The sequence below is a fragment of the Kitasatospora sp. NPDC091207 genome (assembly GCF_044768625.1).
Taxonomy (GTDB): domain Bacteria; phylum Actinomycetota; class Actinomycetes; order Streptomycetales; family Streptomycetaceae; genus Kitasatospora.
On sequence record NZ_JBIVVS010000003.1, the window covers coordinates 266,399 to 283,465 of the forward strand.

Annotated in this window: 12 protein-coding genes; 2 read left to right on the forward strand and 10 right to left on the reverse strand. The window is 71.5% G+C overall.

Features of this window, described 5'->3' with window-relative positions:
- Window positions 1-104 precede the first annotated feature (104 nt).
- The 4 genes from ACIQTO_RS08820 to ACIQTO_RS08835 form a co-directional block, all read right to left on the reverse strand.
- The gene (locus ACIQTO_RS08820; protein ID WP_402384805.1) at window positions 105-905 is read right to left on the reverse strand and encodes an amino acid ABC transporter ATP-binding protein; all 801 of its coding nucleotides are present in this window, start codon (window positions 903-905) and stop codon (window positions 105-107) included.
- Window positions 902-1,876, reverse strand: a complete 975-nt coding sequence (locus ACIQTO_RS08825) for an amino acid ABC transporter permease (protein ID WP_402384808.1) — start codon at window positions 1,874-1,876, stop codon at window positions 902-904. Before ACIQTO_RS08825 ends, ACIQTO_RS08820 begins: the two co-directional genes overlap by 4 nt.
- A 36-nt stretch (window positions 1,877-1,912) precedes the next feature.
- The gene (locus ACIQTO_RS08830; protein WP_402384811.1) at window positions 1,913-2,839 is read right to left on the reverse strand and encodes an ABC transporter substrate-binding protein; all 927 of its coding nucleotides are present in this window, start codon (window positions 2,837-2,839) and stop codon (window positions 1,913-1,915) included.
- Window positions 2,840-3,292: 453 nt separating this feature from the next.
- Window positions 3,293-4,219, reverse strand: coding sequence for an ABC transporter substrate-binding protein (locus tag ACIQTO_RS08835; RefSeq protein WP_402384814.1), 927 nt, complete (start codon window positions 4,217-4,219; stop codon window positions 3,293-3,295).
- 594 nt (window positions 4,220-4,813) lie between these two features.
- Between ACIQTO_RS08835 and ACIQTO_RS08840 the strand changes: the two genes are divergently transcribed.
- Both ACIQTO_RS08840 and ACIQTO_RS08845 read left to right on the forward strand, forming a co-directional pair.
- On the forward strand, window positions 4,814-6,010 hold the full coding sequence (locus ACIQTO_RS08840) for an NADP-dependent malic enzyme (RefSeq protein ID WP_402384816.1): 1,197 nt from the start codon (window positions 4,814-4,816) through the stop codon (window positions 6,008-6,010).
- Between the two features lie 86 nt (window positions 6,011-6,096).
- A complete protein-coding gene (locus ACIQTO_RS08845) occupies window positions 6,097-7,059 on the forward strand; it encodes a zinc-binding dehydrogenase (RefSeq protein ID WP_402384818.1) in 963 nt (320 codons plus the stop codon).
- Between the two features lie 79 nt (window positions 7,060-7,138).
- Here ACIQTO_RS08845 and ACIQTO_RS08850 read toward each other — a convergent pair whose 3' ends face one another.
- The 6 genes from ACIQTO_RS08850 to ACIQTO_RS08875 form a co-directional block, all read right to left on the reverse strand.
- Entirely contained in the window at window positions 7,139-8,173 is a 1,035-nt protein-coding gene (locus ACIQTO_RS08850; RefSeq protein ID WP_402384821.1) for a PadR family transcriptional regulator, read from the reverse strand.
- 1 nt (window position 8,174) lies between these two features.
- Window positions 8,175-9,089 (reverse strand): DUF4097 family beta strand repeat-containing protein, encoded by a 915-nt coding sequence (locus ACIQTO_RS08855; protein WP_402384824.1) that lies wholly within the window; start codon window positions 9,087-9,089, stop codon window positions 8,175-8,177.
- 207 nt (window positions 9,090-9,296) lie between these two features.
- Complete coding sequence (locus ACIQTO_RS08860) at window positions 9,297-9,476, reverse strand: DUF6104 family protein (protein WP_380576384.1); 180 nt, start codon at window positions 9,474-9,476, stop codon at window positions 9,297-9,299.
- 70 nt (window positions 9,477-9,546) lie between these two features.
- Complete coding sequence (locus tag ACIQTO_RS08865; RefSeq protein WP_402384827.1) at window positions 9,547-11,544, reverse strand: serine/threonine-protein kinase; 1,998 nt, start codon at window positions 11,542-11,544, stop codon at window positions 9,547-9,549.
- A 257-nt stretch (window positions 11,545-11,801) separates the two neighbouring features.
- The gene (locus ACIQTO_RS08870; RefSeq protein ID WP_402384830.1) at window positions 11,802-15,551 is read right to left on the reverse strand and encodes a multifunctional oxoglutarate decarboxylase/oxoglutarate dehydrogenase thiamine pyrophosphate-binding subunit/dihydrolipoyllysine-residue succinyltransferase subunit; all 3,750 of its coding nucleotides are present in this window, start codon (window positions 15,549-15,551) and stop codon (window positions 11,802-11,804) included.
- A 361-nt stretch (window positions 15,552-15,912) separates the two neighbouring features.
- Window positions 15,913-17,043 carry a sensor histidine kinase gene (locus ACIQTO_RS08875; protein WP_402384833.1) on the reverse strand — a complete coding sequence of 377 codons (1,131 nt, stop codon included), beginning with the start codon at window positions 17,041-17,043 and terminating at the stop codon, window positions 15,913-15,915.
- Window positions 17,044-17,067 lie beyond the last annotated feature (24 nt).

The window sequence follows — 17,067 nt, forward strand, 5'->3', positions numbered from 1 at the left end:
CCTTCCAAATTCGGTAACGGGCTGATTGGCTCCAGCCTATTACCCGGGCGGGGAAAACGTCGGCGCCCGGCAGGACCGGCCTGCCGGGCGCCGTGACGGTGCGCTCAGAGCACCTTGGACAGGAACGCCCGGGTGCGCTCGTGCTGGGGGTCGGTGAGGACGTCGCGCGGGTTGCCGGACTCGACCACCACACCGCCGTCCATGAAGACCAGCGCGTCGCCGACCTCGCGGGCGAAGCCCATCTCGTGGGTCACCACGACCATGGTCATGCCCTCCTCGGCGAGGCCGCGCATGACGTCCAGGACGTCGCCGACCAGCTCCGGGTCGAGTGCCGAGGTGGGCTCGTCGAAGAGCATCAGCTTGGGCTTCATGGCGAGTGCCCGGGCGATCGCCACCCGCTGCTGCTGGCCGCCGGAGAGCTGCGAGGGGTAGTTCTTCGCCTTGTCGGCCAGGCCGACCCGCTCCAGCAGGGCCATCCCGCGGTTGCGGGCGTTCGCCCTGGACTCGCCCTTGACCTGCACCGGCGCCTCGATGACGTTCTCCAGGGCGGTCATGTGCGGGAACAGGTTGAAGCGCTGGAACACCATGCCGATGTCGCGCCGCTTGAGCGCGACCTCGTTCTCCTTGAGCTCGTAGAGCCGGTCGCCCTTCTGCCGGTAGCCGACCAGCTCGCCGTCGACCCAGAGCCGGCCGGCGTTGATCTTCTCCAGGTGGTTGATGCACCGCAGGAAGGTCGACTTGCCGGAGCCGGAGGGGCCGATCAGGCAGAACACCTCGCCCTGCTTGACCTCCAGGTCGATGCCCTTGAGCACCTGGACCGCGCCGTAGGACTTGTGGACGTCCTCGGCCCGGACCATCGGGCCGCCGTTGCCGGCGTCGGCGGGGGTCTTGGTCAGATCGGTCATACGTGACCACCTCCCTCGAGCCCCGGGACCACGTCGGGGGTGGTCTTCGGGGTGGGCTTCCCGGCGAACAGTCTCCGCAGCCGCTGGATCGGCGTGGGCGGGAGCGTCCGGTTGGAGCCGCGGGCGTAGTGCCGCTCGATGTAGTACTGGCCGATGGTCAGCAGCGACGTGAAGAACAGGTACCAGAGGCTGACCACGATCAGCAGCGGGATGTTCTGGTAGTTCCGAGAGTAGATCACCTGGCCGGCCCGGAAGATCTCCTCCAGGGAGATCACGCTGACCAGCGACGTGGTCTTGAGCATCGAGATGGTCTCGTTGCCGGTCGGCGGGATGATCACCCGCATGGCCTGCGGCAGCACGATCCGCCGCATGGTCTGGAACCGGCTCATGCCGAGCGCGTGCGAGGCCTCGCTCTGCCCCTCGTCGACCGACTGGATGCCGCCCCGGACGATCTCCGCCATGTAGGCGGCCTCGTTGAGGCCCAGGCCCAGCAGGGCGGCGACGAAGGTCGGGATCAGGACGTTGGTGGACTCGGACCAGAACTCCGGTCCCCACGGCACGCCGATCGAGAGCTTGGCCCAGATCAGGCCGAGGAAGTTCCAGAACACCAGCTGCACCAGGACCGGCGTGCCGCGGAAGATCCAGATGTAGATCCACGCGGTGCCGGAGAGCAGCGGGTTGGGGGAGAGCCGCATCACCGCGAGGATGATGCCGCCGACCACGCCCATGATCATGGCGAGCGCGGTCAGCTCCAGTGTCACGAGCATGCCGTGCACGATGCTGTCGTGGAAGAGGTACTTCCCGACGATGTCCCACTTGAAGGCGGGATTGGTGAAGAGGGCGCTCAGCAGCATCGCCGCGAGCAGGGCGATGACGACGGCGCCCGCCCAGCGTCCGGGGTGGCGGACGGGGACGGCCTTGATGGTCTCAGGCCGTCCCTTCGTCGCCTTCCCCTTGTCCAGAGAGTTCACGGTGTGGCCTCGGGGGAGAGAGAGTCAGGCGGAGGGTCAGCTGACGGCGCCGTTGACGGTCGACTTGTCGAGCGCACCGGCCTCGACGCCCCACTTGGTGAGGATCTGCTTGTAGGTGCCGTCGTCGATCAGCGACTGGACGGCGCCCTGGACCGCGGGGGTGAGCGCCGAGCCCTTGGCGAGGGCGATGCCGTAGGGGGCGGCGTCGTAGGTGGCGCCGAGCTTCTCCAGCTGGCCGCCGGACTGCTTGATCGCGTAGTCGACGACCGGCGAGTCGGCCATCATGAGCTGGTCGCGACCGGAGACCACCGCGTTGGTGACGTCGGTCTGGAGGTCGAACTTGTCACCGTCGTTGACGATGCCCGGCTTGCCGGCCTTGGCGCAGGCGGGGTTGCGGGTGTCGGTGATCTCCTGCGCCTGCGTGGTGCCGGTCTGGACGGCGACCTTCTTGCCGCACAGGTCGTCGGCGTTGATCTTGTCCGGGTTGCCCTTCTTCACCGCGATGGCGCTGCCCGCGTTGAAGTAGGTGACCATGTCGACGGTCTGCTCGCGCTCCTTGTTGTCCGTCAGGGACGACATGCCGATCTGGAACTTGTTCGACTGGATGCCCGGGATGATCGCGGTGAAACCGGAGTCCTGGACGTCGACCTTGAGGCCGAGCCTGGCCGCGACGGCGGTGATCAGGTCGACGTCCATGCCCTCGATCTTGCCGTTGTCGGCCTTGAACTCGTTGGGCGCGTACGAGGCGTCCGAGCCGACCGCGAGCTTTCCGGCGGACTTGATGTCGGCGGGCACCAGGGCGGCCAGCTTGTCGTCGACCTTCACCTCGTTGACGGTCGCACTGGCGTTGGGTGCCCCGGTGCTCCCGTCCTTGCTGCTGCTGCAGGCGGTCAGGGCGAGGGAGACGGAGGCGAGTACCGCGCCGGCGGCGAGGAGACGGGTGCGCTGGGTACGGACGGTCATGAGGGGGATCTCCTCCTGAGGGAGAGGTCGGGCGGAGCGCGCCGCGGGGAGCGGCACACCGGGGCAGCAGGCCGTACGGCGCTGTACGGGTGAATGCCGCTGTACGTCGTCGAACGGGCAGAGCCGGTCGTGCTGAGCCTGGGCAGGGGTCGCGCAGGGTGGTGCGTGATACGTCATCCGCCACCCTCCGCCGAGGTGGACGTTGATCGAACCGCCTCGACCAGTGGCCGGCCCGATCGGAGATGGGGGGAATCCTGCCATCTGATGACGGTCGGATGGCCCTCATTCAGATCAAAATCGGATAACGGGGGGTCACACTGTCCGCTATTCGGACCAATACCGTGTCCCTGTCACCCTGCGTATAAGTATGCAGATCCCCCTGCGCTCTGCCCGGAGGCCCGCCCGCGCGCCCGCCGGATGGCGCCGCCGCGCTGGTCCGCCCACGCGGCCCGCTCAGATCCCGCCGTTGACGACCGCGTTCTGGGCCGCGCCCGCGCTGACGTTCCACTTGGCGAGGATCTTGTCGTACTCGCCGCTGCGGATCAGCTGGTCCACCGCCTTGGCCAGCACGTCGCGCAGCTCGGTGTCCTCCCTGCGCAGCGCGATCCCGTACGGGTTGGACTGGGACTGCGCGCCGGCCACCTCGAAGCGATTGCCGCCGTCGGTGGTCTTCGCCGCGTAGGCGGCCACCGGGAAGTCGTTCAGGCCGGCCGCCGCCGCGCCGGAGGCGACCTCGGCCAGCGCCTTGGCGTCGCTGTCGAACTTGTGGACGGTCAGCGGCTTGCCGCCGCGGCCGCAGGCCAGGACCTGGCGGGCGACGATCTCGTCCTGGGTGGTGTTCTGCTGCACCGCGACGATCCGGCCGCACAGGTCGTCCAGGGTGTGGACGCCCTTGGGGTTCCCCTTCTGGACGACGATCGAGGTGCCGGCGATGAAGTAGTCCACGAAGTCCACGCCCGGGGTGACCTGCTTGCCCGTGTCGTCGAGGCCGTCGCGGCGCTGGCGGATGTCGCTCAGACCGGACATCGCCACGTCGAACTGCTTGGCCTGCAGGTTCGGTATCAGCTTCTCGAAGGGGGTGTCGACGACCTCGATCCGCAGGCCGAGGATCTTGCCGACGGCGTTCGCGATGTCGGGGTCGATGCCGTCCGGCTTGCCCTCGGTGCCCCGGAAGTCCACCGGCGCGTAGTTGAGGTCGGAGCCGATCCGGAGCACCCCGGCGGCGTGCTGCGCCTTGGGGATCCTGCCGCGGAGGTCCTGGGCCGGGTCCTTCGCGGTGGCCTGCTCGCCGCCGCCGCAGCCGGTCAGCAGCAGGGCTCCCGCGGTGGCCAGGGAGAGGGTCGCGGCGGCCGGGCGGCGGGGGTGGGCACGGTGGTGCATGAGGGTGCTCCTGTGGGAGGTACGTGGTGTCGCCGCGCCGTCGCGGAGGTGTACGCGAGACGGCGGAACAAGGGATCCTCCCATCCCGACCTGCCGGTCCCGGCGGCGGGTGTGTCAGAATTCGGTACCGGGTGACCCCCGAAGCTCGAACCGGACCACCGAGTCGCGACAGGCTCGGGGTGCGCAGGAACGGAAGTCCACGACGCCGACTCCGTATCCGGGGCACCGCCTCCCCGTCGTGTCCTGGTTCACCCCTGAGAGTGCGCGTGCTCGTTCGCTGTTGCCGCCACCGGGGTCCGGAGTCCCAGACGCCGGACGCCGGATTTTGGCCGCGATGCGGAGTGAGCGCGTGCGACGAGGACGAAAAGGCATAGGTGCGATGCCGTCGTCCGACCTACGCTCGGCCCGGAAGAAGAAGCAGCACAGCTCAGGCTCAACAGTTACAAAAACCCTCATCCGAGGGCGCGGCCCCGACGGCAGCGCCCCGGTCCAGCCCTTCCCGGGGCCGCCTCGGCGTACCCGGTTCCAAGCTTCCGGCCGGGTCGTCCGCCCGTCGGCCACGCGTCCTCGCTGATCAATGACGAAGAGGTCATCGTGGCAGCGGAGATCATCCACAGCAGCACCCAGGACACCGACGATCCGGTCGACGCCGTTTTCGCGCTCCACCGCGGCGGCAAGATGGAGGTCCGGGCGACCGTTCCGGTGCGCGACGCGGACGACCTGTCCCTCGCCTACACCCCCGGCGTCGCGCGCGTCTGCACGGCCATCGCCGAGCAGCCCGAGCTGGTGAACGACTACACCTGGAAGGCCAACACGGTCGCCGTCGTCACCGACGGCACCGCGGTGCTGGGCCTCGGCGACATCGGCCCGGAGGCCTCGCTGCCCGTCATGGAGGGCAAGGCCATCCTGTTCAAGCAGTTCGGCGGTGTGGACGCCGTCCCGATCGCGCTCGCCTGCACCGGGGTGGACGAGATCGTCGAGACCGTCGTCCGGCTGGCGCCCTCCTTCGGGGGCGTCAACCTGGAGGACATCTCCGCACCCCGTTGCTTCGAGATCGAGCGCCGCCTCCAGGACGCGCTGGACATCCCGATCTTCCACGACGACCAGCACGGCACCGCGATCGTCACCACCGCGGCGCTCTGGAACGCGGCCCGGGTGACCGGCCGGGAGATCGGCACGCTGCGTGCCGTCATCTCCGGCGCGGGCGCGGCCGGGATCGCCATCGCCAAGATGCTGGTCGCCGCCGGCATCGGCGACGTGGCGGTCTGTGACCGCCGGGGCGTGGTGTACGAGGGCCGCGGCGACCTGACCGACGTCAAGGCCGAGATCGCCGCGCAGACCAACCGGACCGGTCTCAAGGGCTCGCTGGCCGACGCGCTGGCCGGCGCCGACGTCTTCATCGGCGTCTCCGGCGGCACCGTGCCGGAGGAGGTCGTGGCCACCATGGCCGAGGGCGCGTTCATCTTCGCGATGGCCAACCCGAACCCGGAGATCCACCCCGAGGTCGCGCACAAGTACGCGGCGGTCGTCGCCACCGGGCGCAGCGACTTCCCGAACCAGATCAACAACGTGCTGGCCTTCCCCGGCATCTTCGCCGGCGCCCTGCAGGTCCGCGCGAGCCGGATCACCGAGGGCATGAAGCTGGCCGCCGCCAAGGCGCTGGCCGGCGTGGTCGCCGACGAGCTGACGCCGCAGAAGGTGATCCCCTCGCCGTTCGACGAGCGGGTCGCCCCGGCCGTCACCAAGGCCGTCGCCGAGGCCGCCCGCGCCGAGGGCGTCGCCCGCCGCTGATCGGTACCGCCACGGCCGGGGCCCGGGACGCGCGTCACAGTCACGCGTGGTTCCGGGCCCCGGCCGTCGGGGCTATCGTCCGGACCATGTTTGCTGCCTACGCCGCACGAATCGACGCCGACGACCCGCTGAGCGGGCTGGAGCTGGGCGAACTCCCCGAACCGCAGGCGCGCCCCGGGTGGAGCGTGGTCACGGTCCGGGCCGCCAGCCTGAACCACCACGACCTCTGGTCGCTGCGCGGGGTCGGTCTGCCCGCCGGGAAGCTGCCGATGATCCTGGGCTGCGACGCCGCCGGCGTCGACGAGCACGGCAACGAGGTGGTCGTCCACTCGGTGATCGGCCAGAGCGGCCACGGGGTGGGCCCGGACGAGCCCCGCTCGATCCTCACCGAGCGCTACCAGGGCACCTTCGCCCAGCGGGTGGCGGTGCCCACCTGGAACCTGCTGCCCAAGCCGGCCGGGATCAGCTTCGAGCAGGCCGCCTGCCTGCCCACCGCCTGGCTGACGGCCTACCGGATGCTCTTCACCAACGCCGGGGTGAAGCCCGGTGACACCGTCCTGGTGCAGGGCGCCGGCGGCGGTGTGGCGACCGCCCTGATCGTCCTCGGCAAGGCCGCCGGACTGCGGGTCTGGGTCACCGGCCGGGACGGGGCCAAGCGCGCCCGGGCCGTCGAACTCGGCGCCGACGCCGCCTTCGAGAGCGGGGCCCGGCTGCCCGAGCGGGTGGACGCGGTGATGGAGACGGTCGGCGCCGCCACCTGGGCGCACTCCGTGAAGTCGCTGCGTCCGGGCGGCACCGTGGTCATCTCGGGGGCCACCTCCGGCCCCAACCCGAAGACCGCCGAGCTGAACCGGATCTTCTTCCTGGAGCTCAAGGTGGTCGGCTCGACCATGGGCACCAAGGAGGAGCTGGCCGGACTGCTCTCGCTCTGCGCCACCACCGGCGTCCGGCCGGTGATCGACTCGGTGCTGCCGCTCTCCGGGGCCCGGGAGGGCTTCGCCCGGCTCGCCGAGGGCGATGTCTTCGGCAAGATCGTGCTCACCCCCTGAACGCCGCCGGCCGGCGCTCCCGGAGGAGCGCCGGCCCACGAACTCCGGCCCCGGCCGGTGCCGCCCGGCCGGCAGCCGCTCAGCCCAGCAGCCGCCGCAGCCGCTCGCCGGCCGCGCCCAGCACCGAGCGGGCCTCGGCCAGCCGCTCGGCCGTCACCCCGCCGTCCCGGGCCGCGTCCCTGACCTGGTCCCGGAAGCGGTCGAGCAGCCGCTCCAGCTCCCGGGCCGGGTCGCCCGCCGGGTCGGTCGCCGCCCACGGCGGCAGGTCGGCCGGTGCCCCGGCCGGCTCGCCCTCGTCCAGGTCGATCCGGGTCACGGTGACCTTCTCGGCGGGTGCGTCGGCGTCCGCCGCCGGGTGGCCCCAGCGGGCCGCGTCGGCCAGCCCGGCCAGGCCCTTGGTGAGCTCGGAGAGCCCCTCGGCCAGCCCGGTCGGCCAGTCGCCCCGCGCCGCGTGGTCGCGGACCTGCTGCTCGACCCGGCGCTTGATCCGCAGCGCCTCCTGCTGGGCCGCCGTCCGCGCCGCCCGGGACTGCTCGCGCAGACGGCGGGCCTCGTCCTCGGCGGCCTTCGCCTTGGCCTTGGCCGCCTTCTCCTGCTCCTTGGCGCGCTTGGCCTGCTCCTTGGCGTGCTTCTTGAACTGGGCGAACTCGTCCTTGGCGCGCTGCCAGGCGTCCTTGTCCCCCCACGGGCCGGCCCACGGGTCCCCGCTCTCGGCGCCCTCCGGCCGGGGTGCCTGCTTCGCCGCGCCCCACAGCTCCTCGCGCAGGCTCTTGGCGCTGTCCCGGACGTCCTCGCGGATCGCCCCGGCGAGCTGGGCCACCGAGTCGCGGATCTCCAGCTCCAGCTCGTCCAGCTCGCCCTGGCGGGTCGCCAGCTCGCTCCGGCCGGCCTCGGTGAGCCGGTAGACCTTGCGGCCGCCCTCGGTGCTGTGCGTCACCAGGCCCTCCTGCTCCAGCTTGGCGAGGCGCGGGTAGACCGTCCCGGCCGAGGGCGCGTACAGGCCCTGGAAGCGCTCCTCCAGGAGGCGGATGACCTCGTAGCCGTGGCGCGGGGCCTCGTCGAGCAGCTTCAGCAGGTAGAGGCGGAGCCGGCCGTGGCCGAAGACGGGGGTCATCTCAGACCTCCTTGCTGAGGTCGGGGCCCTTGCCGAGGTCCGGGCCGGCCGGGAGTTCCTTGATGATCACCGGGCCGTCGTCCTCGGTCTCCGGCCGGCGCAGCACGGTGACCGCGCCGGAGACGGTGGTCACGACCAGGTTGCCCTGGCCGGAGCCGAGCTTGCCGGAGAGCCGCTTGGCCCCCCAGGAGCCGCCGACCTTGAGCTGCTCGAAGGTGCTGGTGACGTCCCCGCTGTTGGTGCCGGCCTCGACGTTGGTGTCGACCAGCGAGGGCAGCCGGACGCCGACCGAGCCGCTCACCGTGGTGACCCTGATCTCCGACGGGGTGGCCACGTCGAGGTCCAGGGTGACGTCCCCGTTGACCGAGTGGACCTGCACGTTGTCGGAGGTGCCGGCCAGCAGGGTGACCTGCCCGGAGGCGGTGTTGACCTTGAGGTCGCCGGAGACCGACTGGGCGTCGACGTCCCCGGAGACGGTGTTGGCCTCCGTCCGGCCGGTGAGCCCGACCAGGGTGGCGTCGCCGCCGGCGCTGTGCACCGAGACCGGCGCGGTGATGCCGGAGACGGTGGCGTCGGCCGACACGGTGCCCGCCTTGACCTTGGCGCCGGCCGGCACGGCCAGCGAGACCACGGCCCGGCGGGTGCGCCGCAGGCCGCCGAAGAACGACTTGATCGACTGCACCGACTTGACCGACTCGCCGAACTCGCTCCAGCTGAGGTCCTTGTAGGTGACCGTCAGGACCCCGTCGGTGAGCGTGACGTGCAGCGGCTCGCCCTCCAGCTCGGTGACTTCGAGCCGGGCCGGGCCCTCGGCTGCCACCACGTTCACGGCGCCGCCGACGATCCGCACGTGGAGGGTGTCGACCTCCCCGTCGATGGTGATCCTGTCAGGGCCCTCGACCGTCCACTGGCTCATGTCTGCCGCCTCCCGTTACGACTCGCGATGTATCGCGTCTTCTTCCAAAGACGATATATCGCGTGACGGCGAAGTCAAGCGGTCCGGCCCCCCAGCCCGACCCTGAGCGGACCCGGACCGGACCCCGAGGCGTCCCCTACGGGTCGGGGCGCGCGAAGGGCCCGGGAGGTCGCTGCCTCCCGGGCCCTTCCTGTACGGCCTACCGCGTCACTCGTCGTCCTCGTCGTCGAGCCGGGCCAGCCAGGTGGCCAGTCGCTCGACCGGGATCTCGAAGTCCGGGTTGAGGTCGACGAACTCGCGCAGGCGCTCGGCCAGCCACTCGAAGGTGACCTCCTCGTCGCCGCGCCGGTTCGCCAGCTCCTCGATGCCGCGGTCGGTGAAGTACACGGTTCGCTCCGGTCCGGTGGGGATTCGACCTGGTCAGGATAGTCCGGGCGGTGCCGGGTCCGGCGCTGCCCTAGGCGGCCCGCCAGGTGCTCAGGGTGATCTTGACGGTGCCGGTGGTGACGTCGGAGACCTCGACCACGGCGATCCCGATGTTGCGGGTGACCCGGTCGCGGATGCAGAGCAGGCGCCCGGGCGAGACCCGGTTGAAGGACAGGTCGGTGTCGGGCCGCGAGTCGATCGCGGCGGCGCACTGGTCGGGCGTCACGCTCGACTCGGTGATCACCGCGAAGTCCGACTTGCTGTCGCCGGCGGTGACGAAGGCGTTGGCCTTGCTGCTGCTGCCGGTCGCGGTCACGCCCAGACCCCACTTGAGGTCGGTGCCGCGCGGTACGACCGTCCCGCCGTCCAGGTCGATCCGGTAGGAGTCGTAGTAGGCCTCGGTGCCGGGGACGGTCAGCGGCTTCTTGTCGAGCAGCGGCGTGTAGCCGGTGGGCCGGGACGGCGCGGTCACCCCGCCGGCCGAGGTCGACGGCGCGGCCGTCACCTTGCCCGAGGACGTGCTGGGTGAGCTGCTCGCCGAGGCCGGGGTGTCGGTCGCGGTGGTCGGCACGGGAGAGGCCGGGGCGGGGGCCGGGCCGCCCGACGAGGCGCTGCTGGCCTTGTCGTCGTTCTTCTTGTCCAGCTGCTTGACCAGCAGCACGCCGCCCACGGTGCCGCCGAGGGCCATCACCAGGGCGACCACCAGCAGGGCCTTCCAGGAGACGCCCTTGCGCCGGGGCTCCGGCGCGGGCGCGGGGGCGTCCGTCACCACCGGGCCGGGCGGCGGGGTGTCGTAGGACGGCGGCTCCTGGCGCAGCCGCACGGTCGGCGGCGAGGGCAGCACCGGTGCGGTGGGCGCCTCGTAGCCGGGCTGCGGGGCGCCGTACGCGCCGAGCGGCGGCGGGGCGAAGCCGGGCGGCGGGGTGACCGGCTGCGGGCCGGGGGTGCCGAAGTCCGGTGCGCCGAAGGCGGGCGCGGTGGCCGGGTGGGCCGGCTGCGCGAGCGGCGGCGGCGGAATCGTGGGCGGGCCGCTCGGGGGCGGCGTCGGTGCCGTGGCCGGCGCGGCCGGCAGCGGCGTCGGCGGGGTCTTCGGCAGGTCCGAGCGGCGGGTGATCTCGGTGTTGACCTGGCGGGGCAGCCAGTCGTCGGCGAACCGCAGCTGCCCGCCGACCGACGGGTGGTTGCGGGCGATCTCGATGATCTCGGCGGGCTTCGGGCGGTCCTCGGGGGACTTCGCCAGGCAGCGCATGACCAGCTCGCGCAGGTCGGCCGGGACGGCGTCCAGGTCGGCCTGCTCGTGCACCACCCGGTAGAGCACGGCGGTGTCGGGGCCGTCGCCGAACGGCGCGGTGCCGCCGGCGACGTACGCGGCCAGCGCGCCGAGCGCGAAGACGTCGGTGGCCGGGGTGACCGGGCGGCCCTGGGCCTGCTCCGGGGACATGAAGGCGGGCGAGCCGATCCGGTAGCCCGTCCCGGTCAGCGCGGTGGCGTCGGCGGCCCGGGCGATGCCGAAGTCGATCACGCGCGGGCCGTCGCCGGCCACCAGCACGTTGGCCGGCTTGAGGTCGCGGTGCACCACCTCCACGCTGTGGATGGCCTGCAGCGCCTCGGCGATGCCGCCCATCAGCAGCAGCACGGTGCGCACCGGCAGCGCGCCGTTCTCGCGGACCACCTGCTGCAGCGACGGGCCCGGCACGTACGCCGTGACCAGCCAGGGGGCGTCGGAGTCCAGACCGCCGGAGTCGATCACCTGGGCGGTGTAGAGCCCGTGGATCCGCTGGGCGTTGCTGACCTCCTGGGCGAAGCGGCGGCGGAACTCGCCGTCCTCGGCGAACTCCGGGCGGACCACCTTGAGCGCCACCGGGCGGCCGCCCGGGGTGTACGACAGGTAGACCCGGCCCATGCCGCCGGCGCCGAGGCGGGCGAAGAGCCGGTAGCCGCCGACCTCGCGGGGGTCGTCCGGGTGCAGCGGCTGGAAGACCGGCGGGAGCGGCGAGGCCGTGGCGTCCCGTGGTGTGTCGGCGGTCATGCGGTGATCCCCCTGGGAGAGCGGTGAGGTCCGTCCGTCCGGCCGCGGGCGCGTTGACGGGCGCCCGGGCGTCGGTCCGGCGAGGCATAACCTATCGATCCGTCAGGTGTGCTCGCAGGTCGGTGGCCGTTTGGTTGCAGAGCTGCGACCTTGGCGCGGCGTCACCGGGCGGCCCCGGCCCACCGGAACGGCCCCGGCCCCCGCGCGGTGTGCGCGGGGGCCGGGGCCGTTCGAGCCCGACCGGAGTCGGAGCGGGCTCAGATGGTGAAGATCTCCTCCAGCAGCGCCTGCTGCTCGGCGCCGTGACGCTTGGCCGAGCCGACCGCGGGGGCCGAGGAGGCCGTGCGGGCGACGCGACGCAGTCGCGAGCCGTTGGCGCTGCGGCCGACGACGACCTGCAGGTGGTCGACCAGGTTCATCGCGATGAACGGCCAGGCACCCTGGTTGGCCGGCTCCTCCTGCGCCCAGACGAACTGGACGTCGTCGCCGTAGCGGGCCAGCTCCTCCTGGAGCTCGGCCACCGGCAGCGGGTAGAGCCGCTCGACCCGGACGATCGCGGTGTCGGTGACTCCGCGCTCGGTGCGGGCCGCCGCGACGTCGTAGTAGAACTTGCCCGCCGTGATGACGACCTTGCGGACGTTCGCCGGGTCGACGGTGGTGTCACCGATGACCGGGCGGAACGAGCCGGACAGGAACTCCTCGGTGGCACTCGCCGCGGCCTTCAGACGCAGCATCGACTTCGGGGTGAAGACGACCAGCGGCTTGTGGTGCGGGTTGTGCGCCTGCCAGCGCAGCAGGTGGAAGTAGTTCGACGGCAGGGTCGGCATGGCGACCGTCATGTTGTTCTGCGCGCACAGCTGCAGGAAGCGCTCCGGGCGGGCGGACGAGTGGTCCGGGCCCTGGCCCTCGTAGCCGTGCGGCAGCAGCAGGGTGACGCCGGAGTGCTGGCCCCACTTCTGCTCGGCGGAGGCGATGTACTCGTCCACCACGGTCTGCGCGCCGTTGACGAAGTCGCCGAACTGCGCCTCCCACATGACCAGCGCGTTCGGGCGGGTCAGCGAGTAGCCGTACTCGAAGCCCATCGCCGCGTACTCGGACAGCAGGCTGTCGTACACGGTGTAGCGGGCCTGGTCCTCGGTCAGGTACAGCAGCGGGGTGTAGTCCTCGCCGGAGACCCGGTCGATCAGCACCGCGTGGCGCTGGCCGAAGGTGCCGCGGCGGCTGTCCTGGCCGGCCAGCCGGACCGGGTGGCCCTCCATCAGCAGCGAGCCGATGGCGAGGGTCTCGCCCATCGCCCAGTCGATGGTGTTGTCCTCGACCGAGGCGGCGCGGCGCTGCAGCTGCGGCAGCAGTCGCGGGTGGACGGTCAGCCAGTCCGGCAGGTTGACCTGCGAGGCGGCGATCCGCTTGACCATCTCCTGGGAGATGGCGGTCTGGATGTTGACCGGGAAGTCCGCCTGCGGCTTGCCGTTGGCGGCCGGGGCCGGCGCCTGGGCGGCGTCGCGGACCTCGGCGAAGACCTTCTCCAGCTGGCCCTGGAAGTCCTGGAGCGCCTGCTCCGCCTCTTCCATGGTGATGTCGCCGCGACCGATCAGGCCCTCGGTGTACAGCTTGCGCACCGAGCGCTTCTTGTCGATCAGGTCGTACATCAGCGGCTGGGTGAACGACGGGTTGTCGGCCTCGTTGTGACCGCGGCGGCGGTAGCAGATGAGGTCGATCACGACGTCCTTGTGGAACGCCTGGCGGAACTCGAAGGCGAGCCGCGCGACGCGGACCACGGCCTCCGGGTCGTCGCCGTTCACGTGGAAGATCGGCGCCTCGATCATGCGGGCCACGTCGGTGCAGTACATCGACGAGCGGCTGCTCGCGGGCGCGGCGGTGAAGCCGACCTGGTTGTTGACCACGACGTGCACGGTGCCGCCGGTGCGGTAGCCGCGCAGCTGCGACATGTTCAGGGTCTCCGCGACGACGCCCTGGCCGGCGAAGGCCGCGTCGCCGTGGATCTGGATCGGCAGCACCGGGAAAGTGGTGCCGCCCTGGTCCAGGATGTCCTGCTTGGCGCGGGCGATGCCCTCGACGACCGGGTCCACGGCCTCCAGGTGGGAGGGGTTCGCGGCGAGCGAGACCTTGATGGTCTCGCCGTCCAGGCCGGTGAAGGTGCCCTCGGAGCCGAGGTGGTACTTCACGTCGCCGGAGCCGTGCATCGACTTCGGGTCGAGGTTGCCCTCGAACTCGCCGAAGATCTTGCCGTACGGCTTGCCGACGATGTTGGCCAGCACGTTGAGGCGGCCGCGGTGGGCCATGCCGATGACGGCCTCGTCCAGGCGGTGCTCGGCCGCCGAGTCGATGGTCGCGTCCAGCAGCGGGATGAGCGACTCGCCGCCCTCCAGCGAGAAACGCTTCTGCCCGACGTACTTGGTCTGCAGGAAGGTCTCGAAGGCCTCGGCCGAGTTCAGCCGGCGCAGGATGCGCAGCTGCTCCTCGCGCTCCGGCTTGGTGTACGGCTTCTCCAGGCGCTCCTGCAGCCACTTGCGCTGCGTCGGGTCCTGGATGTGCATGTACTCGATGCCGACCGTGCGGCAGTAGGTGTTGCGCAGCAGGCCGAGGATGTCGCGCAGCTTCATCATCCGCTGGCCGCCGAAGCCGCCGACCGCGAACTCGCGCTCCAGGTCCCACAGGGTGAGGCCGTGGGTGGTGACGTCCAGGTCGGGGTGCTTGCGCTGCTTGTACTCCAGCGGGTCGGTGTCGGCCATGAGGTGGCCGCGGACCCGGTAGGAGTGGATCAGCTCGATGACGCGCGCGGTCTTGTTGACCTCGTCGTCGTGCGTGGTGGCCACGTCGGTGGCCCAGCGGACCGGCTCGTACGGGATCCGCAGCGACTCGAAGATCTCGTCGTAGAAACCGTTCTCGCCCAGCAGCAGCCGGTGGATCTCGCGCAGGAACTCGCCCGACGCCGCGCCCTGGATGACGCGGTGGTCGTAGGTCGAGGTCAGCGTCATGATCTTCGAGACACCGAGCCGGGACAGCGTCTCCGGGGCGGAGCCCTGGAACTCGGCCGGGTACTCCATGGCGCCGACGCCGACGATGGTGCCCTGGTTCTGCATCAGGCGCGGCACGGAGTGCACGGTGCCGATGCCGCCCGGGTTGGTCAGCGAGACCGTGACGCCGGTGAAGTCGTCCATGGTCAGCTTGTTGGCGCGGGCCCGGCGGACGATGTCCTCGTAGGCCTGCCAGAAGCCGAAGAAGTCGAGGGTCTCGGCCTTCTTGATCGCCGCGACCACGAGCTGGCGGTCGCCGTTCGGCTTCACCAGGTCGATGGCCAGGCCCAGGTTCACGTGCTCGGGCTTGACCAGGTACGACTTGCCGTCCTTCACCTGGTAGCTGTGGTTCATGCCCGGCGAGGCCTTGATGGCCTGGACCAGGGCGTAGCCGATCAGGTGCGTGAAGGAGACCTTGCCACCGCGGGCGCGCTGCAGGTGGTTGTTGATGACGATGCGGTTGTCGATCAACAGCTTGGCCGGCACGGCGCGCACGGAGGTCGCCGTCGGCACCTCCAGCGAGGCGTCCATGTTGGTCGCCACCGCCTTCGACGGACCGCGGAGCTGGACCAGCTCGGGGCCGGTCTCGGCGGGCGTGGCCGGCGCTGCGGCGGCGGCCTTCGGGGCCGGGGGCGCGGCAGGGGCTGCGGCGAGGGGCGCGGGCGCCGGGGCCGCGGCAACGGGCGCGGGCGCGACCGGTGCGGCGGGGGCGGGTGCGGCCGGAGCAGCAGCGGCGGGCGCGGGGGCGGCAACGGGGATCGGCGTGGGGCCGACCTGGGTCGCGGCCTGGGTCACTGGGGTCACCTCGGTACCGGGCTTGTAGTCGGCGAAAAAGTCCCACCAGGCTCGGTCGACCGAGTTCGGGTCCTGGAGGTACTGCTGGTAGATCTCGTCGACGAGCCACTCATTGGGGCCGAAGCCAGTGGAGCTTGCCGAGCTGTTGGGGGTTTCTTGGGACTGTGGCGACACGGCGGCAACCGCCCTCTTCCGCTTCCTTTTGGGATGTTTGGACAGCGGGGATTAAGGCTACGCCCCTGACCAGTGATCGCGCAGTCCCCAGGGCTCAGGCGTCGCCCAGATCACAGTCCTGACCTGCAGGTTGGCTGAAAATGTGCGTTAGAAAGCCGCCTCGGAGGGGAAGCGATCACTTCCGATCAGCCACCATATACCGACGAAATCGGACAAATCACTGCTCGGGGGCCTCTGGATCGTCCGTCCACGTCTGTGTCGCTTCTGTGACATGCGGGCGAAGTCCGTGCGCCGCGGGCCGCCGTCCCGGGCCGTGCGCGGGCCCGGTCGGCGGCCCGCGCACGGAGGTGCCGGACGGGCACTACCGGGGGCCGGGCAGTCTGACCTCGATCCGGCAGCCGGGCGCGGCCTCCGCGACCTCGATCCGCCCGCCGTGCAGGTCCACCGCCCAGCGGGCGATGGCCAGCCCCAGGCCGGTGCCGCCGTCGGAGCCGGGCCCCTGGGCGGTGGCGGTGCCGCTGCGGCTGAACCGCTCGAAGACCCGGGTGCGGTCGGCCGCCGGGATGCCCGGCCCCTGGTCCTCGACCTCCAGCAGCAGCGCGCCGGGCTCGCCGCCCGGCCGGGCCCGGACCGTCACGGTGCCGCCGGGCGGGGAGTGCTTGCAGGCGTTGTCGACCAGGTTGGCGACCACCTGGTGGAGCCGCTCCGGGTCCGCCACGCCGGTCAGGCCGACCGGGCTGACCTCCAGGGCCAGCCGGACGTCGCCGCGCCGGGAGAAGGCCCCGCCGGCCGTCGCGCCGTCCACGGTGACCCCGCGCAGCACGCCGTCCAGGAACTCGCGCACCTCGAAGGGGCGGGCGTCCAGGTCGACCACGCCGTCGTTGATCTTGGAAAGGTCGAGCAGGTGGGTGACCAGCCGGCCGAGCCGCTCGGTCTGTTCCAGCGCGGCGCCCAGGGTCGCCGGGTTCGGCTGGACCACGCCGTCGACCACGTTCTCCAGTACGGCGCGCAGCGCGGCGATGGGCGTGCGCAGCTCGTGGGAGACGTTGGCGACCAGCTCGCGACGGTGCCGGTCGGCGGCCTCCAGGTCGGCCGCCATCTGGTTGAAGGTGGCCGCCAGCTCGCCGATCTCGTCGCGGGAGTTCACCTCGACCCGGCGGCTGTAGTCGCCGGAGGCCATCGCGCGGGCCGCCGCGGTCATGTCGCGCAGCGGGGCCGTCAGCCCGTGCGCGAGGAACTGCATGAAGAGCAGTGAAGCGATCATGGAGAAGACCATGATGATCCGGATCTGCGTCTCGGAGCGGATCGCCACCACGACCATGCCGGTGGCGAGGAAGACCGAGACGATCACCAGGAGGGCGAGTTTGCCCTTGATCGAGCGGACCGGGTCGAGCGGCCGGATGTCGGCCCAGACCCGGTGGGCGGCGCGGGCGGCCAGCGTGGGCCGGTCGGCGCCGTCGGCGTCGCCGTTGCGTTGCTGTGGAAAGGTCATTGGTCCCCTGTGATCCCCGCGGGT